The organism is Nitrospira sp. (assembly GCA_035968315.1).
GTDB lineage: Bacteria > Nitrospirota > Nitrospiria > Nitrospirales > Nitrospiraceae > Nitrospira_D.
In genome coordinates this window covers 82,677-108,592 of record JAVYIN010000009.1, presented here as the reverse complement: position 1 = coordinate 108,592, position 25,916 = coordinate 82,677, and the positions used below count along the sequence as shown (strand labels likewise).

The window sequence follows — 25,916 nt, the reverse complement described above, 5'->3', positions numbered from 1 at the left end:
ATGACTATTCAGTTCGTGATTCCCCTAGAATCCTGTAGCGACCGATTGTTGGCCGGTGGAAAAGCCTGGGGATTGGCTTGTCTCCTGGCGGAAGGGTTTCCCGTTCCGCCGGGAGTCTGTGTCACCACGGATAGCTATCGCCGGTTCTTGCAAGGTCAGAAGATCGATGCGGAGGCCTTGTGGCTGGAGGCGATTCAGGCGGACGGGGAGACAGGCCGGAAGCGGCTTGCGGCGGTCCGCGATCGCCTTCTGCAGGCCGCCTTGCCGGACCAGATTCTGAGCGCCCTCACGCAGCGGCTCGATGCGTTGCAGCAGCCCCCCGACCAGCTGTGGGCTGTGCGGTCATCCGCGACCAACGAAGATTCCGCCGATGCCAGTTTTGCCGGCCTCTACCGCACATCCTTGGCCGTGAGGCGAGAGCAGATCGGTGCGAGCGTCCAAGCCTGCTGGGCGTCGCTGTGGGAAGACCGTGTCCTGGAGTATCACAAGCGAATCGGCGGTGCGGGATCAATGCCGGCGATGGCGGTCGTGATTCAGCCCGTGATCCGGGCGCGGGCGGCAGGGGTGGCCTATACCATCCATCCTGTCACCGGCCAGGCCGATGCGGTCGTCGTGAACGCCGTGCCGGGCCTTGCGCAAGGGCTGGTCGAGGGCACGATGCCGCCGGACCAGTTCGTGCTGCGGTGGGACTCATCCGCCTCCCGTGCTGCCGTGCGTGAACGGATTATTGCCTCGAAGCAGTCCATGATGCTGGCGGGCGCCGGCGGAATGCGGACCGAACCGATCGATCAGGTTCAACGGGAATGTCCGTCGCTGGCAGATGAGGACGTCGTGGCGCTCGCGCAGCTCGCGAAGCAGGTCGAAACGGTGTGGGGGCATCCGGTCGATGTCGAATGGGCGATGGACGAGCGGGGAATCTGGCTCCTGCAGGCCAGGTCGGTGACCGTCGTGGCCGCGCGAGCGCCGCAGCCGACACAAGCTTGCGAATGGTCGCGCACCAATTTTAAAGAAACCCTGCCGGACGTGCCCAGTCCGCTTGGCCTCTCGTTTCTTGAACAATTTATGGATCTGTTTTTGATGGGGCCCTACCGGAAGCTGGGCTGCCACATTCCTCCAGGCCTGTCCCCTGTGCGGGTGCATCATGGCCGGCCCTATCTCAACGTGAGCCTGATGCATGCGTTGATCGAGCAGCTGCACGGCGATCCCTCGATTTTGGCGGAACATATGGGCGGGCAAACGGTCACCAGGCCGCTGCCAGTCCACCCCTTGGGATTCTGGGCGATGCTGCGCGCCGGCCTCTTGATTACCTGGTGGATTGGCCAGGCCACGCGTGGTTCGTCGCGTTGGTTTGCCGATATGAAGCAGATGGCGATGGCGTATCGTCCCGATCGGGTGCAAGCACTCACACTGGAAGACGTGCGTGGGCGGGTGCGCGCATGCAACGACGAGTTTGCGGCGCGGGAAATGACGTTCGGCATTGCCGGCGGTGTGACGCAATGTCTGCAAGCGCTGGGGTATCTGCTGCCGCGCTGGCTGGGAGCCGATTGGCGCGAGCTGTTGAACGCGGCGCTGCAAGGGCGAGCCCAGGCGATCAGTGCGCAGCAGATTATCAGGCTGGCGGCATTGGCCGAGGTGGCACGGCGCGACGAGCTCGTGCGCCGCCTGTTTGCGGAGTCTGAGTGGGAGGCGTTGGTAGGGGGAGCGGCGCTGGCAGGCACAGAATTCCGCCGGTTGTTCGACGAGTATCTGGAGGACTATGGCCAGCGGGGCGTGGGCGAATCCGACATCATGTCGCCGCGTTTTGCCGATCAGCCTGAATTGGTGCTGGAGGTCCTGCGGCATCAGGTGCTGGCCGTGGCGGCCCACTCGCCGGCCGAGATTGCGGCGCGGCAGCTGGCCGTGCGGGAGCGCGCCCTCGCAGAGATCCGGTCTCGTTGCGGCTGGCGGGTGCATCGGTGGGCGGTCTTCTCCTGGTGGTATCGGCGGCTCTGCCGGTTCTTCGCGCTGCGGGAGGCGAACCGGCATCATCTGATGTATTACGCCGGTGCGTTGCGGCAACTCTTGCTGCGGGCCGGCGCGTTGCTCGTGCAACAGGGTGTGCTTAACCAGCGCGAGGATGTCTTTTTCATCCGGGTGGAAGAACAGCTCGATCTGTTGCGGCCCACCGCGCGTGATTGGCGGGCCTTGGTGCAGTCGCGCAAAGAGGAGCACGGCGCGAATGTCCGCCTCACGGTGCCGGATCGTGTGATGGACGAAGGAAGCGAGTCTCAGCGTGAGGCCCCTCTTGCGACGGGGGGGCTCTGGCGGGGCATTCCGATCAGCGCGGGCCGTGCAACAGGCCCGGCGCGGATTGTCCGAACAAGCGCGGATTGGAAAAAGGTGCGGCAGGGCGATATTCTGGTGGCCCCCGTGATCGACCCTGGGATGGCGCCGCTCTTCGGAATTGCGGCCGGATTGGTCGTGGAGATGGGCGGCACCTTATCACATGGCGCCATCATCGCCCGGGAGTATGGGTTGCCGGCCGTGGCCAACATTCCCGGTGTGACAGTCTTGTTACAAGATGGCGAGAGGGTAGAAATGAATGCGACCACCGGTGACGTGTGGCGGCCTGAGCGCTCCCCCTCATGAATAATGTTGGCTAGGGCCAAATGACACTGGTGCATTTTCAGAGTTGATCTTTCACAGCATTTTCCGTACCCTCATTCAGGTTTATCCCCAAACAGATTGACACTGAAACGTTTTTTCGCGTGTGGGGCAGGTGGGTTCCCCTGAGTCACGCGGAGTGCTCTATGGATGTCGGCGCCTTATTACTGGGAATTCTGGTCGGCCTGCTTCTTGGCACGATGACCAGTTGGTTCCTGGTGTCCAGCCGAGCCTCCCGGCAATTTCAACAGCATTCAATGGAACAACTCGGGCGTGCCGAACGGGCGGAGTCGCTCGCAGCCGAGTTGCGGCGTCAAGCCGAGCAGGATCGCCTGGAAGGGGAGCGGCTCCGAGCCGATCTGGCGCAGGCCCAACAGGCGCGGGCTTCTTCCGATACCAGAGTCGAAGAAGCGCAGCGGCACGTGGCCGAACAAAAACAGTTGCTGGATCAGGCCCGCCAGCAGCTGCTGGAGTCGTTTCAAGCCCTCTCCAATGAAGCCCTCAAGCAAAACAATCAGGCTTTTTTAAATCTCGCCCGCGTGTCGTTTGAAACCCTGCAAGCGAAAGCCGAAGGCGATTTGTCGCAGCGCCAGCAGGCCATCGATAGCCTGGTCAAGCCGCTGCACGAGTCGTTGCAGCGGTACGATGAGCAAATGCGCTTGCTGGAACAATCGCGGCAGTCGGCCTATGGCGGACTGGACCAGCATTTGAAATCCCTGGCGGAATCGCATCAGCGGTTGCAGCAGGAGACGGGCAACCTGGTCAAGGCCCTCCGTGCCCCGACTGTCCGCGGGCAGTGGGGGGAGATCACGTTGAAGCGGGTCGCGGAACTCGCGGGCATGGTCGATCATTGCGACTTTGTCGAGCAGGAAACCGTGACCGGCGAGGAAGGGCGGTTTCGGCCTGATATGGTCGTGCAGCTGCCGGGCGGGCGCCAGATCATCGTGGATGCCAAGACGGTCCTGGCGGCCTATCTCGACGCCCATGAGGCGCAAGATGACGCCGTCCGGGCCGAAGCCTTGCGCCGTCACGCGGAGCAGGTGCGGAGCCGGATGGACGAGCTGTCGCTGAAAGCCTATTGGAACCAGTTCGACCGCGCGCCCGAGTTTGTCGTGCTCTTTCTCCCCGGCGAGCAATTTCTCGGCGCGGCCCTGGATCAGGATCCGCGCCTCATGGAAGAAGGCTTTGCGCGCGGTGTGGTGCTGGCCACGCCGGCCACATTGATCGCGCTCTTGCGTGCGGTGGCCTATGGGTGGCGGCAAGAGCAGTTGACGGCGCATGCGGAAGAGGCCGGGAGATTGGGCAAGGATCTCTATGAGCGGATGGCGGTCCTGACCGAGCATCTGAATGATGTCGGGCATGCGCTGGGCAAGAGCGTCTCCGCGTACAATCGCGCGGTGGGGTCTCTGGAAACGCGCATCTTGCCGGCGGCCCGCCGGTTCAAGGAGCTGGGGATTTCGTCGGAGAAAGAGATTCCGGTCTTGGAGCCGGCCGAGCTGCTTCCCCGAAAGTCGTTGCCGTTTGAGACGGAGTAAAGGAGCGTCCATGACCGATGAGCAGGCGATGGTTGAGGAGTTTCACCGCAAGTTCGAGATCGCCATTCAGGCGGCTCCCACCGAGATGAGTGACGCCACGAAAGGCCTCCGTATCCGTCTGATTCAGGAAGAGTTCGATGAACTGAAAGAATCGATGGCCGCCGGAGATTTGGCGGCGGTCGCCAAGGAGATGGCCGATTTGCTGTATGTAGTCTATGGCACCGCCGTGTCCTATGGCATCGATATGGACCCCGTGTTTCGCGAGGTGCATCGTTCGAACCTGAGCAAGGTCGGCGGGTATAAGCGGGCCGACGGCAAATGGGTGAAGCCGCCGACCTATTCACCGGCCCAGGTTGCACCGATTCTGGCCGCGCAAGCAGGGGGCGCAATCGCGGCCCCGGGAGAGCTTACGGAGGTTGCGAAACCGGCATGAGGGATCGGCATTGCCCGAATTGCGGAACGCCGTTTGTCCGGGTCGTCGCGCCGTCGCGCGGGCTGGATTACGTCTTGAGCTGGTTCAGCATCGATCCGTTCCGCTGCCAGCTCTGTACCCATGAGTTTCGCGCCGCGTCGCTCGGGGCGGGGCGGAAACAAGCGGAGAAGGATCGGCGTCAGTTCACGCGGCTGGCCACATCGATGGAAGCGCACGTCCTCGGCAGTAGCGAGGTGACCGGCACGAAACGGGTGTCCGATATTTCAATGGGCGGGTGCGCACTCTCGGGCGTCAGTCTACCCAAAGGGTCGTTCCTGGAGCTGAGGCTGAAGCCGGCGTCCGAGGCGGATGACATTCATATTAAGGCGGCCATGGTCTGTTCCGTCAGGCCGGATGCGGTGGGGGTGCGGTTTCTGGAGCTCCGTCCCGATGCCCAACACCGGTTAAGCCAGGTCGTGCTGGGCCTCTTGGTCGGACAGAATCTCATCTAAATCCCATTAGGACGTGTCTCTTTTCCGTAGGGAGCCTCCCTGCCGTTATCGCGTTTTCTTTGCGGGAGCGGATACCAGCACATTGTCGATGAGCCGCACGGACCCGATGCGGATGGCGCCGAGCAGCACGGCCCGTGAGGCGACGGTCTGGAGCGGGTCTAATGTGTGCGGATCGCAGACGGCGAGGTAGTCGATGGTTGCATCGGCCTGCTGCCGGAGCGTCTCTGTCATCAGGGATTGAATCCGCGCTCCATCTTTCATGCCTCCCCGAATCGCGGCCACCCCGGCTTGCAAACTCTTATAGAGGACCGGCGCCACCGACCGTTGCTCCGCGGACAAATACACATTGCGGGAACTCATCGCCAGCCCGTCCTGTTCGCGCACGGTCGGGTGCACGATCAATGTAACCCCAAGGTTCAGATCGTCGATCATCCGGCGAACGAGCGCCGCTTGCTGAAAGTCCTTCTGTCCAAACAGGGCGAGATCCGGCCGGACCATGCAGAAGAGCTTGGTCACGACGGTGGCCACGCCGGCAAAGTGATGGGGTCTGACGGCGCCTTCCCAACGGCTCGCAAGGCTGGGGACCGTGACGGCTGTTTGAAAGCCCTCGGGGTACATGCTGGCCGCCGTAGGTTCGAAGCAGATGTCCACGCCCTCTTGTCGGCACAGCGCCCGGTCTTTGGCGATGGGACGCGGATATTTCGACAGGTCTTCGGCCGGGCCGAACTGTGTGGGGTTCACGAAAATGCTGACCACGAGCGCGTCGCATTGCAAGCGCGCCGCGCGGATCAGGGCCCGATGGCCGTCATGCAGCGCGCCCATCGTCGGGACGAAGCCGATGGTGACGCCCTCGCGCCGCAGTCCGTGACTCCAGGCCGTCATGGCCTTGGGGGAGCGAAGAATCTTCATGATCCGGGCGGCAGGCTGCAGGCCGGGCGTGAGCCGTAGCGGGTGGAGGGTTGGGGAAAGAGCAGGCGCACTTCCGATTGTTTCCCGGCCTCGCTCAGCAATTGGCTGACCGTTCGCTGCAAGACGGGGTGGACCAAGAGGGGATCGAGTTCGTTCAAGGGCATGAGGACGAAGCGCCGCTGATGCAGCCGGGGGTGAGGCACCACGAGATCCGGCTCATCGATGATGCGCTGGCCATAGAACAGGATGTCCAGATCGAGCGTTCTGGGGCCGGAACGATTGTCCTCATCCCGCCCCAACGAGCGTTCGATCTCGCGCAGGACCATCAGCAGGCTGCGCGGCGTGATATCGGTCTCCAACTGCACCACGCCGTTCAGAAACCAGCCGTTGCCTGGCTGAGCGTGGTCGTTCACCGGCTCGGTTTCGTAGAGCAGCGAGACGGCGGTGACCTGCGAATGCGGGAGCAGGCTCAGGAGCGTGACCGCCCGGTCGCAGAAGTCGAGGCGGTCGCCGACGTTGGACCCGAAGCCGATGAAAACGGTCTCTCTCATGAGCGTATCTCGTGAAACGTGAAAGGTGAAACGATGTCGTCACGTACTCTGATCCCGCCACCGTTCACGTCTCACCTGTTACGTTTTACGGTATCAGAATCCCACTTTCTTGATCCGTTCCACCGCTTCCGCCAGGCGCTCCTTGGTCGTGCAGACGGTCATGCGGATATAGCCCTCGCCCGGCGCCCCGAACCCGTTGCCCGGCGTCGTGACGATCCCGGCTTTTTCCAGCAAGTGGGCGGTGAAGGACGCCGAGGTGTAGCCCTTCGGCACCGTCACCCAGATGTAGAAAGCGGCGGGCGGCGCATCCACTTCCAATCCGAGCTGCTTGAGCCCGGGAATGAGCGTATCGCGGCGTTCCTGGTAGATCTTCCGGATGCCGTCGGTGACGGAATCGTTCAAGCCCAGCGCCGTGATGCCGGCGGCCTGCACCGCCTCGAACACGCCCGAGTCCAGCTGGCTCTTCACCTTGCCCAGCGCGGCCAAGACCGTCTTGTTGCCGACCACAAACCCGAGCCGCCAGCCGGTCATGTTGTAGGTCTTGGAGAGCGAGTGGAACTCCACGCCGACGTCCTTGGCGCCTTCGACTTCCATAAAGCTCGCCGGGCGCTTTCCATCGTAATAAATTTCCGAGTAGGCCGCGTCGTGGCAGATGATGATCTGATGTTCCTGCGCGAACTCGATGGCCCGCTTGAAGTAGTCCTTCGTCATGATGACGGAGGTGGGGTTGTTCGGCGAATTCAGCCACATCAGCTTGGCCTTCTTCGCCACGTCCTTGGGGATCGCCGTGAGGTCCGGCAGGAAGCCGTTGGCCTTCGTGAGCGGCATGATATGCGAGACGCCGCCGCAGAAACTCGTGCCGACCGGATAGACCGGATAGCCGGGGCTCGGCACCAGCACGACATCGCCCGGATCGATGAACGCCAGGTGGATGTGGCCGATCCCTTCTTTCGACCCGATCAAGGTCAGCACTTCATCGGCCGGGTTCAGCGTCACGTTGAACCGCCGCAGATACCAGTCCGCCACGGCCTTCCGGAACGACAGCATGCCTTCGTACGAGGGATATTGATGGTGCTTGGGATTCTTGGCGGCCTGCGCGAGGCTCTCGATGATCGGAGCCGGAGTCGGCAAATCGGGATCGCCGATGCCGAGGTTGATGATATCGACGCCCTTGGCGATCGCCTCTTGCTTCATCTTATCGATGGCGGCGAACAGATAGGGGGGCAAGGTCTTGATGCGGGTTGCAACTTCGATAGGGAAACCAGCCATGTCCGATGCGCTCCTTTTCTAGAATGAGGCTCTGGAAGAGCCGAATCGAAGCTCCTAGGCTACTTCAGGAATGAGCCGGTAATCAATGCTTGGCTTGGAGCAGATGTCCGATCAGCCGATCGGCGATCCGGTGGAGGTGCGGGAGCTTGGGGAGGGCGGCGGATATAATGGCTGGAGCGGTCAGCTGAGCTTTTGTCAGGTCGGACGCACATTCCCGGCAGAGGGCGTCGAGGCCCTGTTCCTCCATCTCCAGATGAAAGAGGAGGCCATAAGCGCGCGCCCCGAAGCGAAAGGCCTGGAGCGGGGCAATCTCTGAACCGGCCAGCGGGATACAATCGTTCGGCAGGTCGAAGATTTCACCGTGCCATTCGAAGACGTCGAAGGAATCGGGCAGAGCGCTGAAGACGGGATCTTGCTTCGCCTCGGGCGTAAGGCTGATCGGCGTCATGCCGATCTCCAGCGCCTTCCCGGCGCGCACCCTGGCGCCCAAGGCTTTCGCCATGAACTGGCTGCCGAGGCACACGCCGACCACCGGCGTCCCTGCCAGCAGTGCGGAGCGAATGAAGGCGGTTTCCTCCGCGATCCATCTATCCGAATCGTTCACCGACATCGGCCCGCCCATCACGATGAGCAAGTCCCCCGCGTCCCGTGGCAGTCCGGCTTGCGGCACGAGATAGGAATCGAGGTCCACGCCGCGATTTCTCAGCGCCGTCGCGAAGGCACCGGGGCCTTCAAAGGGCACATGTTGGAGACAGATGGCGTGGGGCATGATGGCCTGTGCGTGGATTGTGGAGAAAGAGTCCTCAACCTAGAATTTCACAGGAGGGATACATACACTGTCTCTGATTCAGTCGGCAAGCAGGCCTGGGGGCACCGTGGCTTTCCTCCCTCTGCCCGCATAAATCTTCTCCGTCTCCTCTTCAGCTTCCCGCCCCATCTGCCGAAAAGTAAGGTATGACAACCGAGAGTCTCTATTCGGTTTCTGGATTTGAGCACGCGTTATCCGGCGTGAGGCCTTCTGGTCCTCCTCGATATACGGTGAGCCAGCGGCTGCGGTCCGGCTACCACGCCCTGTGGTACCGCCTGGGCGAGCAGTTGCGCTGGTCGCGCGGAATCTACCGCGAGCAACCGGCCGGCCAGTTGTTAACCGAGCTGAGCAATAGTCAGCGGACGAGGGTGGCGGTGCTGCGCCGCCAATTTGGGGTTGAGTTCGAGCGGCACTGTCACGCGCTGACGGCGCTCAAGAACTACGAGTACCTCGATCTGCTCGCGCAAACCTGGACCGACTGGGGGATGTCCCGGCCGGCCGGTGGCGTGTTGCATGATGTCGGGGCCTCGAATTTTTGGTATGCCCGCGCGCACCACGCGTTCTTCCGGCCGACGACCTTGACGGGTATCGAGGTGGAGGGCTATCGGATCTACGCCAACGGCTATAGCCGGTGGGACTATGCTCAGGGCTATATACGGAACCTGCCGCGCACGAAGTTTGTCGTGGCCGACTACGCGGAGTATGTTCAACCGGCGGATACAATCGTCTCCTGCTATCCCTTCGTGACGCCGGATCCGGTCTTGGCCTGGCGCGTGCCCTTGAGGGTCTTTGCGCCGCAGGCGCTCTTTTCCCGCATCGCGTCGAATCTGAATCCGAGCGGCCTCTTCGTGATGATCAATCAGGGGCCGAAGGAAGCCGCCTGCGCCGCCAGCTTCTGCCGTAAGGCGGGGCTGGTGTTCCGCCATTCGACGGAGGTGCGCACACCCCTGCGGGCTCGGCCGCTGCCGCCCATTATTTCGTGTTGGAGCCGCTGCTAGCGGATTCGCGCGGCCCTGCGATACAATCCATGGCTATGCAACACGGTATCAAGACGATTGAAGATCTTCGGTGGCTCATGGCCCATACGGGCGGGTTTCGCTCGGGCTATGTCACGGATGTGCAGATGAGCAAGCGCCGCCTGTTCGACGAAGAAACCGGGCGGGATGTGCTGGCCGACACGACCGTGACGATCACCATTCGCTATCAGCTGCGCGGGATGGTGCGGGTGGCCAAGCTGGTGATGAACGGGGTGACGGATTTTTCTATTTTTGAGCAGGAAGGCGCCGACTGTTCGTCGCTCAGCATCATTCAGGCGGAATGCACCGCCGGGCGGTTGCGGTTCTGGTTCGATCCGCAGGGTGAGCTGTATGCGGTCTGCGAAGAGGCGCACTTTGAAGAAGTGGCGGCTCCGCTGGTGCCGGTGCATCCGCTGCCGGAGCTGGCCCGATGGACGTTTCAAGGCCAGTCTCCCGACGGGCCGACGATCTCCTGGCTGCTGACGGAGCTGGAGCAAGCCGGGGTGCCCTGTTCCTGGGTGGCGGCGAAGAAGCGGCGGGTCAGCGATTCCTTGATGCGGTGGGAGGGCGATTTGACGCCCGACAGCGATGCCGATGACGATCAGCTTCACGCGGTGCGTGTGATGGCGTATGGCGCACAGGATGGAGAGGGATTTGGGATCGTCTTGCGGGCGCTGGGCGAGCAGAACCGCCACGTGAGCCAGGTGCTGGCGGTGCTGGCCGATCGCATTACGCAGCGCTATTCCGGCACCTGTCTGGTCGGGACGACGATGATTCCTGGACGGGAGTGGGAATATTGGCGGGCCAGAAACGGGCGTGCATCAGAATAGCAGGATGCGGCCCTTGCCGTCTGTCTGGTCTGTTCGGTCTGTCGTGTCGCTCTGGACCGGATAGACCAACGAGACCAGATAGACGAAACGGACCAGATTAGTGGGAATGGCCGTTAGCAAAATGGCCGTTCCCGTTGGTATGGTGCTCGGCGGCGTGGCCGTTGACATAGGCGCCGGTGCCGTTTTTCACGACATGGCCGTTCTTCGCATTCACACATTCCACCAGCGCCCAGAACCGCAGCGGGTTCACGCTCTGCTTGCGGGCCACGTGCAGCGACGTCCCCTCTAAGACGGTATTAAGAGACAGATCCGTCCGCCAGCCGAGATGCTTGGTGAGCGGGGAGATGACTTTCTCCATCGCCGCGATGATCTTATTGCCGTTGCTGAAGTGGTTGAGCATGATGATGCGGCCGCCGGGGCGGCAGACGCGGATCATTTCGTTCACGACTTTGCGATGGTCCGGCACGGCGGTGACGACATAGGCCGCGACGACCGTGTCGAAGCTGTTGTCGGCAAACTCCATGGCGCCGGCATCCATCCGGTGCAGCTGGACGTGGGTCATCTGGTGGCGTTCGGCCTTGACCTTGGCCTGTTCCAGCATGCCTTCTGACAGATCGATCCCGACGATCCGGCAATGGCGCGGATACATGGGGAGAGCCAGGCCGGTGCCCACGCCCACTTCGAGAATGCGTTCGTCAGGCTGCACATTCAAGTTGCGAATGGCGGATTCGCGCCCTTCGTGAAATACTTTGCCGAAAATTTGATCGTAGACGCCGGCGTACGAGGTGTACACCCGTTCGACTTTCTTTAAATCCATGTGTCCTCCGACCCCTCAGGGCTCAGACTCCTCGTAGCCTGTTGAGGCAGGCCTGCGTAGAGTGATGACGCGCCAGTGGGGAAATACAGAAGGCGGAAGCACGACACGAGGTGAGATGCCCGCCCGGATTCCAAAACGAGGCTACTGTAGCCAAGTCCCCAGGCTCAGTCAACTTCTTCTTACCCTGGTGCGGAGCCCCTTGGGGTGGCGCAGGCACGGCTTGATTCACGGCTGATTCCTGTGGGATAGGTACGCATCATGATCTTGGCGGGATTGTTTGCCGGCGCGTTATTTCTCGGCCTCCTGATCGGGGACCGGCTGTATTTTCGCACGCTCTCGCTCGAGGCGAGCCGGTACGGGTGCCGGGTGGGGCGCGGGGAGCATCGGCTGGAGTCGCTGACTCCGGCGCAGATCCAGGCCCGGTTCGATGCGCTCGGCATTCTCGCGCTGCACAACGGGGTCGCCCGCCTCTTTGCCGATGCCCAGCGGATTCTGGTGCGTCCGCGCTATCCGACCCTCTGGGCCTTTCTCTGGATCTGGCCGATGAAGGTGACGATCGATCTCCGCACGGAGGGCGGCGCGGTCGTGCTGTCGTCTACGAAACGCATGCCCTGGTGCTCGGCGATCCTGACCGGTGCCTGGTTCGCCATCGTGGGGATCGGTACCATCGCGACGCTGATCAGTTATGGGATCGAGGGGGGCTTGTCCAGCTCGGGCGGCGTGCTGATGGGCGCGGGGATTTTCACCCTGGGCGCGTTCTTCTTTTTTTCCGGCCTGGTGACGGTGGTGATGGCCTACCGGATGGAGAACAGCCGGCTGGCGCGCGTCTCCCAGGAACTGGTCGAGGCCCTGACCGGCACGGCGGCGGCTTCGTCGGCTACGCGGTAAACAATCCTAAAAAGTGGTCGTACTCGGCGGGCAGGGCGATGGCGGCCCGATTGCGGGCCAGACCGGCAATGATGCCGCGATGCTTCTTGCAGAGTCCGGAGGTGTCAAACGCCGCGCGGAACTGCTGCCATTTCGCAGCCGAATCAGCTGCGATCCGGGCCTGCTCGTCTTTCGGGAGGGCATGGACGGCGGTCGTCAAGGCGCGAATCGCCTTTTCCACGCTTTCGTAGGGCGGGGCGAGCTTCAGCTGCGCGTAAAATGTTTCGAGGTGCGCCCGAAACTCTTCGCGCAGGTCGTGCAGTTGCGTGGCTGATGATGAAATCGGTTCAGACATTGTGCTGACGCGAATGATACGGCATGATAACGCGATCTGACAACAGGCGGGTGGGCATCATCGGCATTATTCTACGCAAGGAGGTCTGTATGAGACGCATGCAATGGGTGGCACTCTCGTTCGCGAGTTTGTTGGTCGTAAGCGGCTGCTCGGGCCATCACCATCACCACGGGATGATGGAAGGCGGCAAGAGCGATGCCTATTGGCAGAAGGGCCAGCAGGACATGGCCGGCTTGATCGACCGCACGGTGAAAGATCCGGAGAAGGCGAAGCAAGTGAACGCCATCGTGGGCGAGATCGTCGCGGAACTGAAGGCGGGCCGCGAGCGGGAACGCACGGCGCATCGGCAGCTCTACGCGCTCAATGCCAATTACGCGGCGACGCCGGAAGAGTTCACCAAGGTGATGGACGAGGCCAACAACCAGCGCATGGGCACCTCGTCGAAGATTCTCGGGCTGCGCTTCAAGATGAAAGATCTGATGACGGCCGACGAGTGGAAGGCGCTGTCCGATAAAATGCTGTCGTACAGCAGCCGCTATCAGCACGGGAGCGAAGGTCCGAAGACGGGATATTAGTTCTTCGCCGGCGCGGCTTTGAGCGGCATGGGCGTCCAGCTCGTGCCGCCGTCGGTCGAGTGGTAGAGGCCGCTGCCGTTCGTGCCGACAAAGAGGTCTTGGGGATTCTTGGGGCTCATGGCCAGCGAACGGATGTTCAACGACGTGAGCCCCGCATTCATCGCCTGCCAGGTGGTCCCACTATCGGCGCTCTTCCAGACTCCGCCCGGTCCGCCAAGATACAGCCGTGCCGGCTGTGCCGGGTCGATCAGCAGGCTGCTGACAAAGGGATCGTGCAGCCCTAGGCCGATCCGTTCCCATGAGTGCCCCCCGTTGGCGGTGCGGAAGAGGCCTTTGGTCGTCCCGGCATAGACCACGTCCGGCGTCACCGGATCGATGGCAATCGCATTCACCCCCAGTGCCATGGCCCCCATCAGCTCCGTCTCGGGGATGAGGCCGGTATTGATCTTCTTCCACGAGGCCGCGCCGTCGTCCGACCGGTAGACGCCCCCGGTGGTGCCCGCATAGAGGATGCGGGGATTCGTCGGGTGAATGGCGATCGACACGACGATGTGCACTTCTTTCATCCCCGCCATCCGCTCGTCCCATTCACGCCCGCCGTCTTTCGTGGAGAAGACGCCTACGGTGGTCGCGATATAGATCTGCTCGTTATTCGTGGAATCGAATACGAATTGATTGATGAACGACACGTGTTCCTTGAGCCCGACATTGTGGGGGAGCCAATGCTGCCCGCCGTCCGGGCTCTTGTAGACGGCATCGGCCATGGTGCCGGCATAGACCGTGGCCGGAAGCTGCGGATCGATCGCCAGCGTCGTCACGCGGCGCGCGCTGAAACTCGGGAACCGCTCCCAGGAGGTCCCGCTATCGCGGGATTTGTACACGGCATCGTTCGTGGCGACGTAGAGGATTTGCGTATTGGTCGGATGCAGCGCGATCGACACAATCGACTCGCTCTCTTTCTCGCAGCCGAGGCTGAAGAGGAGGAGAACGAGCGAGGCAAGCGCGGTGGCAGTACGAGTCAGCATAACAGGCCTGGACCTAATCATAGGGGTTGTTGTTGAGTCAAGAAGAAGGGGAGGGGAGGGAGGCGCGGCTTGGGTGATCTCCCTTGCTCGCGCCCCGCGCACGCGGGATCAGTCGAAGTATCAAATTAGGGGCGGTGCTCGGTTCATGCGCGCAGTGGGAGACCACCCAAGCCACGCCTCTAAATGATGACAAAGGGAGTAACGCGATGGGGGGAGTCGGGGCGAGCCGGTCGGCAAGTCTCTGTGCTCGCGGAACGCGCGCGGGTTTGTCTGTCTAGTCAGTCGGTCTTTCTGGTCTGTCTGGTTCTGCTGGATGAATGTTCAGTCCGATCAACCAGACAAACCAAATAGACGAGATAGACCAGATGAACCAGATCCCGTTCGACGCGCGCAGGTGAGACTCCGCCAGCCGCCTCACTGAAAACAGCAGGCGGGAAGGGGGGCAGCCTTTGTTTTTATTGGATCTATTACATGAGTGGTGTTATTCAGATCTACATAGGAATCCGTGACAAATGGTCAATCGGGCGCAACTCATTGAACGAGCGTCGATTACTGCGTATTATTCACGGGCAAAAGTGGCGTGTTATACGGACGGAAAATGACAAATTCGGCTCTTATGCGGATCGGCCTAAACCTTGTTAGCTGCCATGAATGAAGCTGTCCCACAGTCGCGTGCCGTGACGGCACTGCAGCTTGTATTGGCCTTCTTCGGTGCCTGCGTGCTCGTCTACGTAGGAGCCGATGCCGCGGACAAATACCATCTGCCATTCTTTCATGGTTGGGCCATGGCACATGGCGCTATTTTTCTAGTCTTCCCTCCTTATTTTGCGCTTTGCTTCTTCCTCCTGAATCCCGTGCTTCGCCCACTACACGCTCGAGCTTTGGCTCGAGACGTTGCTGCTCGCCGCGTTTCAGGCTTGGCTGTCGCTTCTCTGGTTCTTTCGGGCGCAAGCTTCTTGATTCCGCTGGTCGGTAGCATTCCCGGCATCGTGTTTGGCCATCTGGCCCGCCGAAGATGCAGGGCCAATCCGCAGCTGGCCGGATCAGGAGCAGCCTTAAGCGGACTCATCATTAGTTACTTGGGCCTCGCATACTCCGCCTATGTCGTCGGCGCCGTGTCGTTTATTGCTGGAACAAATTAAGGGGCAGACCCCTTTGCTTTGATTCGGCCGTTAGCGCTGCCAGGCTGCTACTGCATCTCCATTCGGTCGAAGGCGATCTCCAGCGTTTCGATCAACACGCCGGGTTCGTTCGCTTGCAGCGGCGAATAGGCGAGGAGGACCGGCCGCACGTTGCTGAAATGCCATGACATCACGGTGGTGCGATGGTCGTCTCCCAGCAAGTGGATGCGCGCGGCGCGGCGCGCCGGGGCTTTACCCTGACGAGCCTTGTTCCACCACGTGTACAAATCCAGTGAGCCGATCACGCCGCGCCGGAGAATAAGGTGCGGGTTGTATGGTGCCGGAGGCAAAACCGGTGGCGTCTTTTTACTGCGTGACGTCGCGCGTCGCGCCCCGGCCGCAATCACGAACGGTGGAAAGATCACTTCGCTGAATCCGCCGGTAGTATGCCACGCTTTCCCGTCGTCAAAATCGACTAGAAAGTTGCAATTGCTGTATGGGCGATCACGCAATATGGCCATGGGGCATTCCCTTGCAGAGCCGGAGCTTCATTCCATTTCGAGACGTTCGCAGGCCAGCACGATTTCTTCCATGGCCACGTCGGTGCCTTTTCCGTTGAGCGGTCCACTGATGTGCTTGATGATGCGTGCACGCAGCAGTTTCCAGGTTTGCACGATGGTTGTGCGATCCTCGCTTTGCAGTTGCACTGTCACGGTACGCAATGCGTTCTGATCGCCGTTGCGAATCTGGTCGAGCCACTGATAAAGGTTGAGCGAGCCGATGATCCCGCGTTTGAGCGTGACGTTGCTGGCTTTGTTCAGCCCCGTGATTTTCATGACGGAGTTTTCCTTCGAGTTCCCGTTGCGGTACTCGATCACGTCGATCTCCGTCCCCAGGCCGCTGACTTCCTGGAATCCTGCTCGCGGTCCTTCGCTGTTGCCGTCGCCCAGGTCGACGAGAAAATTGAAGTTGGTATAGGGCCGATCGCGCAACGTCGCCATGATGCTCTCCTTGTTGAATAACGGTGTGATCCGCGCGGCGTATTCTCAGCGGTTCATATCAGTAAGTATACATGAGGAGATTCTTGCCTGTCATGAGATCGACAGTACACCCATCGTGTCCAAGACAATGACCTCCGGTGCTACGGCGAACAACTATAGGGGGTCAGGTCTAACAATCTGACACAACGTGGGGAATAAGGGGTCGGACCCCTTATTGGGGTGTGCTCTTAGGGGAATAGCACCTGTGTCGTTCCTACTGCGCCCATGGAGGGAGCACCGTCCTTGATTTCACACTTTGATTGATCCCGCGTGCGCACTCCGGGAGCATAGGAACGATACGGGTGGCGTGCTCCCCTCTTCTCCCCATCCTGCATGCGCGAGATGCGTTGACGGTATGGCCGGTGCCAGCTCGTAGTAGGGTACTCTTCCAGCGACTTGCCTGGCGTAACGTAATAGGTTACAGTGTGCCGTGTGATCCGAAGCTTCAAGCATAAGGGCTTAGGCCGGTTCTTTGAGGCCGGAAGTAAATCAGGCATCCAGGCTCAACATGCAGAGCGGGGGCGCCTGATTTTAGCCCAATTGAATGCGGCCACCTCGCCACAGGACATGGCGCTGCCGGGGTTAGGTCTTCATCCGCTCAAGGGAGATCGAAAAGGCACCTGGGCAGTGTCGGTCAGCGGGAATTGGCGGATCACCTTTCGGTTCGTCGGCAAAGATGCAGAAGTTGTCGATTACGAGGATTATCACTGACGAGGTTACTCCATGCGCATGCACAATCCCCCTCACCCTGGGACCATCATCAAGCATCTCTGTTTGGAGCCGCTCAGTTTGAGTGTCACGCAGGCTGCTCAGGCCTTGGGTGTTAGCAGGAAAACCCTCTCTGCTATTTTGAATGGTCGGGCGGGGATTAGCCCTGAGATGGCGGTTCGCCTATCGATGGCGTTTGGCACGTCGTCTGAGAGCTGGCTCAATCAGCAAACACAATATGACTTATGGCATGCCGAGCAACACCGCAAAGAGCTTCGCGTCGCCAAGCTTGCGGTATAGAGGCAACAGTGAACGCCGCTGGTAGACATTTTCAACAGCCTGCTATAGCTTCTTCTCAATCCGCTCCGCATAGCCGGTCAGTTCCACATAGCCCTGGCCTTTGATGGTTTGGCCTTTTTCGGTTCCCTCCACCGCGACAGCTCCTTCCCAATACGTCACTTGCGTGCTGCGGCTTGTGCGTAATTCCTGATCGGCTAGGAGTGGGGTCAGTTTCAACGACAGCCCGAGCGAGGGAATGGAGACTTGCCAGCGGTGGGGGTAGGTGGCTTTGCTGGCCGGGCTGGTCCAGGTATCGAGAGGCGTCAGTTGGATGTCCGAGTTTGACAGGTGTTGGGTATGGCCATCCGGGAAGACGAGTGTGCCGCTGGAGGCTGGGTCGGACGAGCCATCGGCCCGGCGCAGGCGATAGATCATCAGTTCCCGGTTGTCGGCGAGTTGCACGCTGAACCAATCCCACCCGACGAGATTCGCGCTCAGGTCCGCCGAGCCGAATTCGTGGTCCATCCAACTGGTGCCGGTCACTGTGTAGGTCTGCGTGCCGAGGGTGAGGGTGCCGGCGGTCTTGAGGCGGGTGAAGGAATAGTAGTGCGAGGCCTGGCCTTCTGCCGATCCTTTTTTGCTGATGCCCTGCTCGCCATGAATGACGAGTGGTTTGAGGGGAGCCAGCGTGAGAGTCAGCGCCATCCCATCGGCTCGCGCCTCAAGGGTCTGCTGGTCACCTGGCTGCTCAGAGGCTTCGGCGCGCCATTGGTCCAGCCAGACGCGTAGGTGGCCGGAGTCGGCGCCTGCCTTGCCCAATCCGCCCCGGCTGACTCGATCACGAAAATGGAATTGTTCTTTGGACACATCGGTAATGGCCACATGCGCGAGATACAATTGATCCACCGACCAGCGTGAGGGGCGGGTGTGGATCTGATCCGGCGGAATGCCGCGCCGGAAAAAGGTGAGCTCGAATCCGAATCGCCGGCCCTCCACCGTCTCCAGATGGCCCGTGTAGTACCACCATTCTGTGCGGAAGGCTTCGTGGGCCCCGTGGTCGCGCGGAAATTCATAGCGGTAGCCCTCTTGGGCGAACCGAAATGAGGTATCAGAGCTGTCGGCGGCCTGCGTGGCGGGGGCGGCATTGACCAGCCAAGCCAGGGCCAGGAGGAGCCGGATGACGGTGGTCGTTGTAGGAGTCATCTCACGAACAGCCAGGGGGAACAGACTGCGCGGCGTGGAAATAATTTCGCTAGGGCCTTATAGCATGCGGATCGGCGCGTTCACAAATCCCCTGTATTGAAGGGGCGTTTCGGCCTGTGTGATGCGGGAAAGGCACTGTCCATCAGCGTTGACAATTTTCACAACTCTCGGCTATCGTGAGTGATGCACATTGGCCACGAGCGTGAACAGCCGCACCGCGATCCCCACGAACAGCAGGCGCCCTTTCAGATTCCTGAACGGATGCCGGTGTTCGCGTTGCCGAATGTGGTGTTCTTTCCGCGCACGTATCTTCCGCTCCATATTTTTGAGCCGCGGTACCGCCAGATGGTCATCGACGCCTCAGCCGGCGGACAGTGCATCGCCATGGCGCTGCTGAAAGAAGGCTGGGAAGAGGAGTATTACGGCAATCCGCCGATCTATTCCATCGGCTGCATCGGCCGCTTGGTGAGCGTACAGCCGATGGCGGATGGGCGGTCGAATATTTTGCTGCAAGGGCTGGAACGCTGCGAAATCCGTCGGGAGTTCTTTGAGCGGCCCTACCGGGAAGCCACAGTCTCCGTGCTGGGTTCAGGCGCCGAGCCGTCGCTGGCTCCCGAGGTGCGGCAGGCGCTGATGGCGGTGTTGGAGCAATATCTCCGGGCCCGCGAAGAAGCGGCGACCTGGGAGGGCATGTTCCGGAACGATGTCAGTGACGAGATTCTGGTGAACACGCTCTCGACCTATCTGGATTGCACACCATTGGAAAAACAATTTCTCTTAGAAGCTGAGGGTCTCCACCAGCGGGCGCGCCGGCTGAACGACCTCATACAATTCATGATTCACGATCAGCACGGCGCGAAGGGCTGGGGGTAAATGGACCGGACTATTGCGATTGACGTCAGTCATCTTTGTAAAACCTACGAGAACCACAAGGCGGTCGATGATCTCTCTTTTCAGGTCTACGCGGGGGAGATTTTCGGCTTGCTGGGGCCGAACGGCGCCGGCAAGAGCACTACGCTGCGCACGCTGATCACGCTGCTCCATCCGACATCCGGCACCGCGTCGATCCTCGGGCACGATACAGTGAAGGAGGCGGACAAGGTGCGCACGCTCTTCGGCTACGTGCCGCAAGAACGGGCGATCGACCGGTTCCTCACCGGTCGCGAACATCTTGAACTGCTCGGGGCCCTCTATCACCTGACCAAAGAGGAAGCGAACAAGCGGATCGCCGAGCTGCTGAAGCTGGTGGAGCTGGAGGCGCATGCCGACCGGCCGGCCAAGACCTATTCGGGCGGCATGAAGCGAAAGCTCGACATCGCCTGCGGCCTGTTGCCCGATCCGAAGATCCTCTTTCTGGACGAACCGACGCTGGGATTGGATGTGCCGAGCCGGATGCGCATCTGGGACTATGTCCGGATGTTGAAAGCGCGCGGCATGACGGTGGTCATGACGACGAACTATCTGGACGAAGCCGATCAGTTGTGCGACCGCCTCGCGATCATCGACGGCGGAAAGGTCAAAACGATCGGGTCACCGGCGGAGTTAAAGGTGGCGCTCGGCGGAGACATCGTCTCGCTGACCGTGAAGGAAACATCCCGCCTCGGGGCATTGGCCTCGGCTCTCAAGGGGCAAGCGGCGATCCGGACCGTCAACACGACCGAGAATGGCTTGGATATCCGGGTGGAGTCCGCCGAAAAGGCGCTGCCGGCCATCTTAGAGGCGGCGAACAAGCTGGAGTGCCGCCTCGATTTTATCGATTATCACCGCCCCCGTCTGGACGACGTCTTCATCGCGCACACGGGCCGGTCTTTGCGGGATGCGGCGCCGTCGGCCGAGACAGGGGAATAGGGAACATTATGGCGCATTATTGGCAAGAGATCGGGGCCCTGACGATGCGATGGGTGCGTCGTCTGAGCCGGGAAAAGTTCAGCATGCTCTTCACGCTGGTGCAGCCCATGCTGTTCTGGCTCATCTTTTTCGGGAACCTGTTCCAGCGGGCGGCGGATGCGCAAGTGACCCAGGCGCCCAATTACATCAGCTTCCTGGCCGCCGGGGTGGTGGTCATGACGGTCTTGAACAATGGGCTCGCCGGCGGCGTGGATCTGCTGTTCGATAAAGAGAACGGATTTCTGGAGCGGCTGATGTCCGCCCCGATCCACCGGAGTTCGGTGATCCTCAGCCGGTTCATTTTTGTGATGACGATCACGTCGCTTCAAGTGCTGGTGATCCTCGGCATTGCGTTTCTCTTCGGCGTGCATCCCGCGACCGGTTTGCCGGGCGTGGGCATGATTCTCTTGATCGGCATGCTCTTCGGCGTGGGGCTCACGGCCATCTCGATGGCCATGGCGTTTTCCGTGAAGAGCCACGGCGACTTCTTTTCGGTGCTCGGCTTTCTCTCCCTGCCGATGATTTTCCTCAGCTCCGCGCTGGTGCCGTTGGCGGCCATGCCGGGCTGGATGAGTTTTCTGGCGCAGTTCAATCCCATGACCTGGGCGATCGATGCCGTGCGGCCGCTGATCCTTACGGGATGGAGCGATGCCCTGCCGCATGTGGGCATGGCGATCGTGGTGATGGTGGTCTTCGACGCCCTCTGCTTGTATGGCGGCGCGAAGGCGTTCCGCCGGGCCATGGGCTAACCAGTGGCCACTTCTACCGGCATGATGGTCATTCCTGAAAGCCAGATTCGCGCGTTGATTCGGCTCTTGTCCGATGAGAACGACCGCATTGTCGAAACGATCAGCGACAAGCTGATCGATATCGGGCCTTCAGCCGTCCCCCTCCTCCAGCAAGCGGAAATCGAACAGCCGGAAATGGCGGATCGGATCGCGGCTATCCTCGAGGAAATCCGTGGCGGCAAGCTTGAAGACGAGTTGCGGGCGATGGCGCTCCTGCCTGACGAGGCGATGAGCCTGGAAGAGGGCGCCTTTCTGATCGCGCGCTATGCCTATCCGACGCTGGATGTGGCGGCCTATCGGCAGCAGCTCGATACCATGGCGCAGGAGGTTCGGGCGTGTATCGGGGAGCGGGCGTCCGGAGAAGAAACGGTGACGGCGCTGAACCGGTATTTCTTTACGGAACAGGGCTTCAAGGGCAACACCAAGAACTATTACGAAATCGAAAACAGCTACCTCAATCGTGTCATCGATCGGCGCGTCGGGATTCCGATCAGTTTGTCGGTGGTGTATTTGCTGATCGGCCAGCGGCTCGGGCTCCCGCTGCTGGGCATCGGGATGCCGGGGCATTTCCTGGTAAAGTACGACTCCAAGCGCTACAAGATCTTCATCGATTGTTTCAACGGCGGGGCGCTGCTCACGGAGAAAAACTGCGCGCGGTTCCTGACGGAGGCGGGGTATGGATTCGATGAGAAGTATCTGCAGAAAAGCCCGACCCGCGCCATTCTCTCCCGCATGGTCAAGAATCTCCTGGCCATCTATTCCAAGCTGGATGAGCCGGTGAAGACCGCCCGGTTTACCAGGTTTATCGAGATCCTGGGCGGCGAATCACGCGAAGATAGTGTATAGCCTCGCCTCAGCGCGGATGGTCTCTCCCCTGCTAGAGTCTGATCGTCAGCCGGTCTTTCCCCTTCGTAATCTTCCCGCTGAAGTGTTCCGCTGCCTGCGCCTTCACATCGTACCGCTCCGCGACCGGATAGAAGTGTGAGAGGACCAGACGGCCGACGCCGGCCTCCTGCGCGACTTGTCCGCATTCTCCCGCATGCATATGGACCGGACCTGGTTTGGTGGCCGGGAACGAACAATCCAAGACCGCCACGTCGGCCTCGTGGCAGAGGCGCACAAGGCTGTCGCAATACTGGGCATCGCCCGAATACACCAGCGTCTTCTTCTGGTATTCGATCCGATAGCCGACGCAATGCAGATCCGGCACATGCACGACCGGGCGTGGCGTAATCAGGGTGTCGCCGATGTGAAAGGGCCGGGTCGTCACTTCCTTGATCCGGACGCGGAAGGGCGGTGAGGCAAAGCTGGGGAAGGTCGCCATGATGCTTTCCAGCAGGGGCTTGGTGCCGCGCGGGCCGATCAGGGTCAAATCGGGCCGCCAGCCTCCGCCGTGTTTGGTGTAGATGAGGGCATCGAAGAAGAAGGTGATGAAGTCCGAAAAATGGTCGGCGTGAAAATGCGAAAAGAGGATATGGGTCACGTCATGCCGATTCACACCGGTCATGATCAGATTCGAGAGGGTGCGGGGACCGAAGTCGAGCAACAAGGTCTGGTCGGTGATGACGAGATAGCCGGCCGCGGCCCTGGTCGGATGAACATTGGTGCCGGAGCCGAGGACGGTGAGGCGCATCAGTCCGCCACCGGCCGATTGAAGCTGTCGCGCAGGCGCAAGAGCAGCATGCAGGTCTGCTCGATCTCCTTCTCGCTCATGGCCCGCTGAAAAAACGGCCTGAGGAAGGCGATGTGCGCGGCGAAGGCTTTTCGAAAGACCGCGGTGCCTTTGTCCGTCAGACGGACATTGACCCGCCGCCGATCGCTCTCGACGGCTTCCCGCCGGATCAGGCCTTTCGCCACCAGGCGGTCAAGCACACCGGTCAGAGTCCCTTTGGTGACGAGGGTCGTGGCGGACAGCTCTGCGCAGGTCATGCCGCCGGTATCTCCCAATGTCGCAATGATGTCGAATTGTGCCGGGGTCAATCGCAGGGAGCGGATGTGGCGGCTGCCGGCCAGCCAAAACGCTTGATAGGTCTCCACCAAGGGGCGGACCAGCTTGAGATAGGGGTCGTCTTTGAGGTGCGGCAGGTCCATCGGGCGAGGATAGTCTGCTCGGTGAACAGGGTCAAGCGGGCGCAGGGCACCGGCGGCACCATGCGGCCCGGCCGGGATTCATTGACGGGGTGAGGGATGCGCCCGTATGATCCCCTTCCCATGATGCGCCGTACTGAGCAGGGCCAGGCCAATCTGACCGCCATCGTGATCCTCGTCGGACTGATCATCAGTGCCGTGTGGGTCTGGAAGCGGCTGTCCACCGACACGCAAGAATATGTGATCGATCAGGCCATTCCGCTCGCCGCCGCGGTGCTCGGGATGGTCGTGCTGCTGCTGGTTGTGGTGAAGAAGATCAGGGCCCGCGTGCATCGGAAGCAGGAGCGTAACCGGTTGCTTGCGGCGTTTCAGCGGGAAACGGTGCGGGACAAACAGCTCGAGCTGGCATTTGCCTTGGCTGAGGTTAACGAGTATCGGGTGGACGGAATCGAATCGGCGGCGCCGGCGCTCAAGGATCTCTGGGTGACGACGCTCCGACGGGCGCTGGGCGACAAACAGCATCGGATCCGGGGCATGGCCGCCAGCCATTTGGGCATCTTGAATGACCGGTCCGTCGTGCCGTTGCTCTTGGCGGCGCTGGAAGACGATCATGCCTACGTGCGGTCTTGTGCGGCATTGGGGTTGGGCCGGCTGCGCGCGCCGGAGGCCAGGGCCAAGCTGGAATATGCGATGAAGGAAGACTGGGACCAGACCGTGCGGAGCCGCGCGAAAGAAGCCCTGGAGCGGATTCCTGTGCCGTAACCGGCCGGGCCGCGTTATTTTGAAACGCGCTCCAGTTCGGCACGGTCTGCGGCGGAGACCCGATAGCCCTTCTCATAGAGCTGCGCCATACTGTTCATCAGTTGTTCGAGGTTTTTTGCGCGATACCAGGTATCGAAGCGAGTGGTCAGGGCCTCCGCCTGGGTGCCCGGTGTCTGCCGGGGGTCATACGCAAGGGTGAGGGAGAGGAACAGATCGCGCAATTCCTCGCGGCTGTACCGGTTATCGTCGTTGCGGTCGCTGACCAGGGCGAACTCGTAGAAGGTCAGGCTGACGGAGAGGGCCGTCTGGGTGCGGTGAAAATCCTCCCGGACTGCTTCGAGGCCGCCCGGATAGATCCGGAGGCAGTCTTCGCGGCTGGGCGACTGGGATACCGGATCCCAACGGATCGGCTGCACCACAGTGGGCGCGGGTTTGTGCTTCTCCTGCTGGTAAAACCAGTTCGTACAAGTGCTGGCTAGGGCGAAGGCGGCTTTGTCGGTTTCAATTTGCCGCTGAATATGCTGAGTAAAGTCTTGGTAGACGTCGGGGCGTGTGACCGGCCAGGCCGCATTGGCCGATGTTCCGTGAGAGAGCGCCGCGCACAGCAGGAAGAGGAGGCCGGAGGCTGTGTGCTTCAGTGAAGGGGCATATCCGGCCGAGTGGTCTGTCCGCCTCTTGGTATGATGCAACATGGCGCAGTATACCATGCCCATCGAACGGGCCGAAGAAAGGACCGAATTTTTCTCATGACGCAACAACAAGGTGGGGCATGACAACCGGACAGATCGAGCCGTTTCTGACTGACAGCCTGCCCGGCATTGGCGGGCGCATGCGCACAACGCCGGAGGATTTTCAGGTCGACGAACGGCCGCTGTATCTGCCGTGCGGCGAGGGGGAGCATCTGTATCTGCGGATTACGAAGCGCGGGCTCTCGACTCCCGATTTGGTGAAGCGGCTGTCGTCGGTGCTGGGCGTCAAGGCGCTGGCCATCGGCATTGCGGGATTGAAAGACGCGCGGGCGGTGACGACGCAAATGGTTTCGGTGCAGGGGATTCAGGCAGACCGGATGGCGAGCCTGCCGGCCGATGAGCAGATCCTGAAGGTGGAGATCCTGGGCAGGCACCGCAATCGGCTGCGAACCGGCCACCATGCAGGCAACCGGTTTCGCCTGGTGATTCGCGACATTGCCCCGCACGCGGCCGAGGTGGTGCCGGGCATTCTCGACCAGCTCAGCCGGCGGGGGGTGCCGAATTATTTCGGCCCTCAGCGGCAGGGGAAAGACGGCGACAATTATCAGCTGGGCGCAATTTTGCTCACGGACGACAAACGGCGCGACAGGATGAGCCGAAATAAACGGATGTGGTACCTCAATGCCTATCAGTCCTATCTCTTCAATCGCATCCTGGCCCGGCGTATCCACACGATCGATCGTGTCTTCGCCGGCGACTGGGCGGCCAAGTCCGAGAATGGCGCCTGTTTTCTCGTTGAGGATGCGGACGTGGAGCAGGCGCGGGCCGATCGGTTCGAGATCAGCCCGACGGGAGTGTTATTCGGTTCCAGAGTCTCCTGGGCGAGCGGCGAGCCGGGCGCGATTGAGCAGGCGGTGATCACCGAGGCGGGGGCGACGCAGGAGGCGCTGGTGGCGGCGGCGAAGGTCTGCGGGTTTCGCGGCGAACGCCGGCCCCTGCGAGTGCCTTTGACGGAACTGGATTGGTCGCTGGACGGTACTGTCCTGACGGTGTCCTTTGCCTTGCCTCCAGGTGCCTATGCGACGAGTGTGCTGCGAGAGATCATGAAAACTGGCCCGGGGCTAGAGGCGCGGGGCTAGAGGGTCTTGTTTGGTGAATGCGCGCTATTATTTTCATGAGCAATGATCTGGGGCACCCGGGGCTTCCCCCTAGCCTCTAGCCTCTGAC

The 25,916-nt window shown here is 61.1% G+C and carries 30 protein-coding genes; 17 read left to right on the top strand and 13 right to left on the bottom strand.

Annotation, left to right across the window (positions count from 1 at the left end):
* From RI101_13800 to RI101_13785, 4 genes are all read left to right on the top strand, one after another.
* Complete coding sequence (locus tag RI101_13800) at positions 1 to 2,628, top strand: PEP/pyruvate-binding domain-containing protein (protein MEC4891124.1); 2,628 nt, start codon at positions 1 to 3, stop codon at positions 2,626 to 2,628.
* A 161-nt stretch (positions 2,629 to 2,789) separates the two neighbouring features.
* A complete protein-coding gene (gene rmuC, locus RI101_13795) occupies positions 2,790 to 4,178 on the top strand; it encodes a DNA recombination protein RmuC (protein ID MEC4891123.1) in 1,389 nt (462 codons plus the stop codon).
* A gap of 10 nt (positions 4,179 to 4,188) precedes the next feature.
* Positions 4,189 to 4,611, top strand: a complete 423-nt coding sequence (locus RI101_13790) for a MazG nucleotide pyrophosphohydrolase domain-containing protein (GenBank protein ID MEC4891122.1) — start codon at positions 4,189 to 4,191, stop codon at positions 4,609 to 4,611.
* On the top strand, positions 4,608 to 5,102 hold the full coding sequence (locus RI101_13785) for a PilZ domain-containing protein (protein MEC4891121.1): 495 nt from the start codon (positions 4,608 to 4,610) through the stop codon (positions 5,100 to 5,102). The genes RI101_13790 and RI101_13785 overlap by 4 nt, the downstream gene beginning before the upstream one ends.
* Positions 5,103 to 5,147: 45 nt before the next feature.
* On the opposite strand, the gene panC is transcribed toward RI101_13785, so the two are convergent.
* From panC to RI101_13765, 4 genes are all read right to left on the bottom strand, one after another.
* Entirely contained in the window at positions 5,148 to 6,011 is an 864-nt protein-coding gene (gene panC / locus RI101_13780; protein ID MEC4891120.1) for a pantoate--beta-alanine ligase, read from the bottom strand.
* Positions 6,008 to 6,562, bottom strand: coding sequence for a 2-amino-4-hydroxy-6-hydroxymethyldihydropteridine diphosphokinase (folK, locus tag RI101_13775; protein ID MEC4891119.1), 555 nt, complete (start codon positions 6,560 to 6,562; stop codon positions 6,008 to 6,010). The genes panC and folK overlap by 4 nt, the downstream gene beginning before the upstream one ends.
* Before the next feature lie 93 nt (positions 6,563 to 6,655).
* Positions 6,656 to 7,831 carry an LL-diaminopimelate aminotransferase gene (locus RI101_13770; protein ID MEC4891118.1) on the bottom strand — a complete coding sequence of 392 codons (1,176 nt, stop codon included), beginning with the start codon at positions 7,829 to 7,831 and terminating at the stop codon, positions 6,656 to 6,658.
* An 82-nt stretch (positions 7,832 to 7,913) separates the two neighbouring features.
* Positions 7,914 to 8,600: a type 1 glutamine amidotransferase gene (locus tag RI101_13765; protein ID MEC4891117.1), complete on the bottom strand. Its 687-nt coding sequence runs from the start codon at positions 8,598 to 8,600 to the stop codon at positions 7,914 to 7,916.
* A 185-nt stretch (positions 8,601 to 8,785) separates the two neighbouring features.
* Between RI101_13765 and RI101_13760 the strand changes: the two genes are divergently transcribed.
* Both RI101_13760 and RI101_13755 read left to right on the top strand, forming a co-directional pair.
* A complete protein-coding gene (locus RI101_13760; GenBank protein ID MEC4891116.1) occupies positions 8,786 to 9,637 on the top strand; it encodes a hypothetical protein in 852 nt (283 codons plus the stop codon).
* A 29-nt stretch (positions 9,638 to 9,666) separates the two neighbouring features.
* Positions 9,667 to 10,485, top strand: coding sequence for a hypothetical protein (locus RI101_13755; protein MEC4891115.1), 819 nt, complete (start codon positions 9,667 to 9,669; stop codon positions 10,483 to 10,485).
* A gap of 97 nt (positions 10,486 to 10,582) precedes the next feature.
* Here the strand turns inward: RI101_13755 and RI101_13750 are convergent, their stop codons facing one another.
* Positions 10,583 to 11,302 (bottom strand): methyltransferase domain-containing protein, encoded by a 720-nt coding sequence (locus RI101_13750; GenBank protein MEC4891114.1) that lies wholly within the window; start codon positions 11,300 to 11,302, stop codon positions 10,583 to 10,585.
* Positions 11,303 to 11,560: 258 nt separating this feature from the next.
* Here RI101_13750 and RI101_13745 point away from each other — a divergent pair, with 258 nt between their 5' ends.
* On the top strand, positions 11,561 to 12,190 hold the full coding sequence (locus tag RI101_13745; GenBank protein MEC4891113.1) for a hypothetical protein: 630 nt from the start codon (positions 11,561 to 11,563) through the stop codon (positions 12,188 to 12,190).
* Here RI101_13745 and RI101_13740 read toward each other — a convergent pair.
* Positions 12,180 to 12,524 (bottom strand): hypothetical protein, encoded by a 345-nt coding sequence (locus tag RI101_13740; GenBank protein MEC4891112.1) that lies wholly within the window; start codon positions 12,522 to 12,524, stop codon positions 12,180 to 12,182. The two genes, RI101_13745 and RI101_13740, sit on opposite strands and share 11 nt — an antisense overlap.
* Before the next feature lie 89 nt (positions 12,525 to 12,613).
* On the opposite strand from RI101_13740, the gene RI101_13735 reads away from it, so the two are divergent.
* Positions 12,614 to 13,099, top strand: coding sequence for a hypothetical protein (locus RI101_13735; GenBank protein ID MEC4891111.1), 486 nt, complete (start codon positions 12,614 to 12,616; stop codon positions 13,097 to 13,099).
* On the opposite strand, the gene RI101_13730 is transcribed toward RI101_13735, so the two are convergent.
* Complete coding sequence (locus RI101_13730; protein MEC4891110.1) at positions 13,096 to 14,124, bottom strand: hypothetical protein; 1,029 nt, start codon at positions 14,122 to 14,124, stop codon at positions 13,096 to 13,098. The genes RI101_13735 and RI101_13730 overlap by 4 nt on opposite strands.
* Positions 14,125 to 14,771: 647 nt before the next feature.
* Between RI101_13730 and RI101_13725 the strand changes: the two genes are divergently transcribed.
* Positions 14,772 to 15,266, top strand: coding sequence for a DUF4190 domain-containing protein (locus RI101_13725; protein MEC4891109.1), 495 nt, complete (start codon positions 14,772 to 14,774; stop codon positions 15,264 to 15,266).
* Between the two features lie 47 nt (positions 15,267 to 15,313).
* Here RI101_13725 and RI101_13720 read toward each other — a convergent pair whose 3' ends face one another.
* Both RI101_13720 and RI101_13715 read right to left on the bottom strand, forming a co-directional pair.
* Positions 15,314 to 15,766: a phage tail protein gene (locus RI101_13720; GenBank protein ID MEC4891108.1), complete on the bottom strand. Its 453-nt coding sequence runs from the start codon at positions 15,764 to 15,766 to the stop codon at positions 15,314 to 15,316.
* 27 nt (positions 15,767 to 15,793) lie between these two features.
* Positions 15,794 to 16,246, bottom strand: coding sequence for a phage tail protein (locus tag RI101_13715; protein ID MEC4891107.1), 453 nt, complete (start codon positions 16,244 to 16,246; stop codon positions 15,794 to 15,796).
* Positions 16,247 to 16,717: 471 nt separating this feature from the next.
* Here RI101_13715 and RI101_13710 point away from each other — a divergent pair, with 471 nt between their 5' ends.
* A complete protein-coding gene (locus RI101_13710; protein MEC4891106.1) occupies positions 16,718 to 16,996 on the top strand; it encodes a type II toxin-antitoxin system RelE/ParE family toxin in 279 nt (92 codons plus the stop codon).
* A gap of 12 nt (positions 16,997 to 17,008) precedes the next feature.
* Entirely contained in the window at positions 17,009 to 17,293 is a 285-nt protein-coding gene (locus RI101_13705; protein ID MEC4891105.1) for a HigA family addiction module antitoxin, read from the top strand.
* A 42-nt stretch (positions 17,294 to 17,335) separates the two neighbouring features.
* Here the strand turns inward: RI101_13705 and RI101_13700 are convergent, their stop codons facing one another.
* On the bottom strand, positions 17,336 to 18,475 hold the full coding sequence (locus tag RI101_13700; protein MEC4891104.1) for a lipocalin-like domain-containing protein: 1,140 nt from the start codon (positions 18,473 to 18,475) through the stop codon (positions 17,336 to 17,338).
* A gap of 183 nt (positions 18,476 to 18,658) precedes the next feature.
* On the opposite strand from RI101_13700, the gene RI101_13695 reads away from it, so the two are divergent.
* From RI101_13695 to RI101_13680, 4 genes are read left to right on the top strand one after another with little or no spacing between them, the layout of a single operon-like run.
* Entirely contained in the window at positions 18,659 to 19,348 is a 690-nt protein-coding gene (locus RI101_13695) for an LON peptidase substrate-binding domain-containing protein (GenBank protein MEC4891103.1), read from the top strand.
* On the top strand, positions 19,349 to 20,323 hold the full coding sequence (locus RI101_13690; GenBank protein ID MEC4891102.1) for an ATP-binding cassette domain-containing protein: 975 nt from the start codon (positions 19,349 to 19,351) through the stop codon (positions 20,321 to 20,323).
* An 8-nt stretch (positions 20,324 to 20,331) separates the two neighbouring features.
* Positions 20,332 to 21,111, top strand: a complete 780-nt coding sequence (locus RI101_13685; protein MEC4891101.1) for an ABC transporter permease — start codon at positions 20,332 to 20,334, stop codon at positions 21,109 to 21,111.
* 3 nt (positions 21,112 to 21,114) lie between these two features.
* Positions 21,115 to 21,996: a transglutaminase-like domain-containing protein gene (locus RI101_13680; GenBank protein ID MEC4891100.1), complete on the top strand. Its 882-nt coding sequence runs from the start codon at positions 21,115 to 21,117 to the stop codon at positions 21,994 to 21,996.
* A gap of 31 nt (positions 21,997 to 22,027) precedes the next feature.
* Here the strand turns inward: RI101_13680 and RI101_13675 are convergent, their stop codons facing one another.
* Both RI101_13675 and RI101_13670 read right to left on the bottom strand, forming a co-directional pair.
* Positions 22,028 to 22,783: a ribonuclease Z gene (locus RI101_13675; GenBank protein ID MEC4891099.1), complete on the bottom strand. Its 756-nt coding sequence runs from the start codon at positions 22,781 to 22,783 to the stop codon at positions 22,028 to 22,030.
* Positions 22,783 to 23,241: a MarR family transcriptional regulator gene (locus RI101_13670; GenBank protein MEC4891098.1), complete on the bottom strand. Its 459-nt coding sequence runs from the start codon at positions 23,239 to 23,241 to the stop codon at positions 22,783 to 22,785. The genes RI101_13675 and RI101_13670 overlap by 1 nt, the downstream gene beginning before the upstream one ends.
* 120 nt (positions 23,242 to 23,361) lie before the next feature.
* Here RI101_13670 and RI101_13665 point away from each other — a divergent pair, with 120 nt between their 5' ends.
* Positions 23,362 to 24,000, top strand: coding sequence for a HEAT repeat domain-containing protein (locus RI101_13665; protein MEC4891097.1), 639 nt, complete (start codon positions 23,362 to 23,364; stop codon positions 23,998 to 24,000).
* A gap of 14 nt (positions 24,001 to 24,014) precedes the next feature.
* Here RI101_13665 and RI101_13660 read toward each other — a convergent pair whose 3' ends face one another.
* Positions 24,015 to 24,692, bottom strand: a complete 678-nt coding sequence (locus tag RI101_13660; protein MEC4891096.1) for a hypothetical protein — start codon at positions 24,690 to 24,692, stop codon at positions 24,015 to 24,017.
* A 77-nt stretch (positions 24,693 to 24,769) separates the two neighbouring features.
* On the opposite strand from RI101_13660, the gene RI101_13655 reads away from it, so the two are divergent.
* Positions 24,770 to 25,828 (top strand): tRNA pseudouridine(13) synthase TruD, encoded by a 1,059-nt coding sequence (locus RI101_13655; GenBank protein MEC4891095.1) that lies wholly within the window; start codon positions 24,770 to 24,772, stop codon positions 25,826 to 25,828.
* The last annotated feature ends 88 nt before the right edge of the window (positions 25,829 to 25,916 follow it).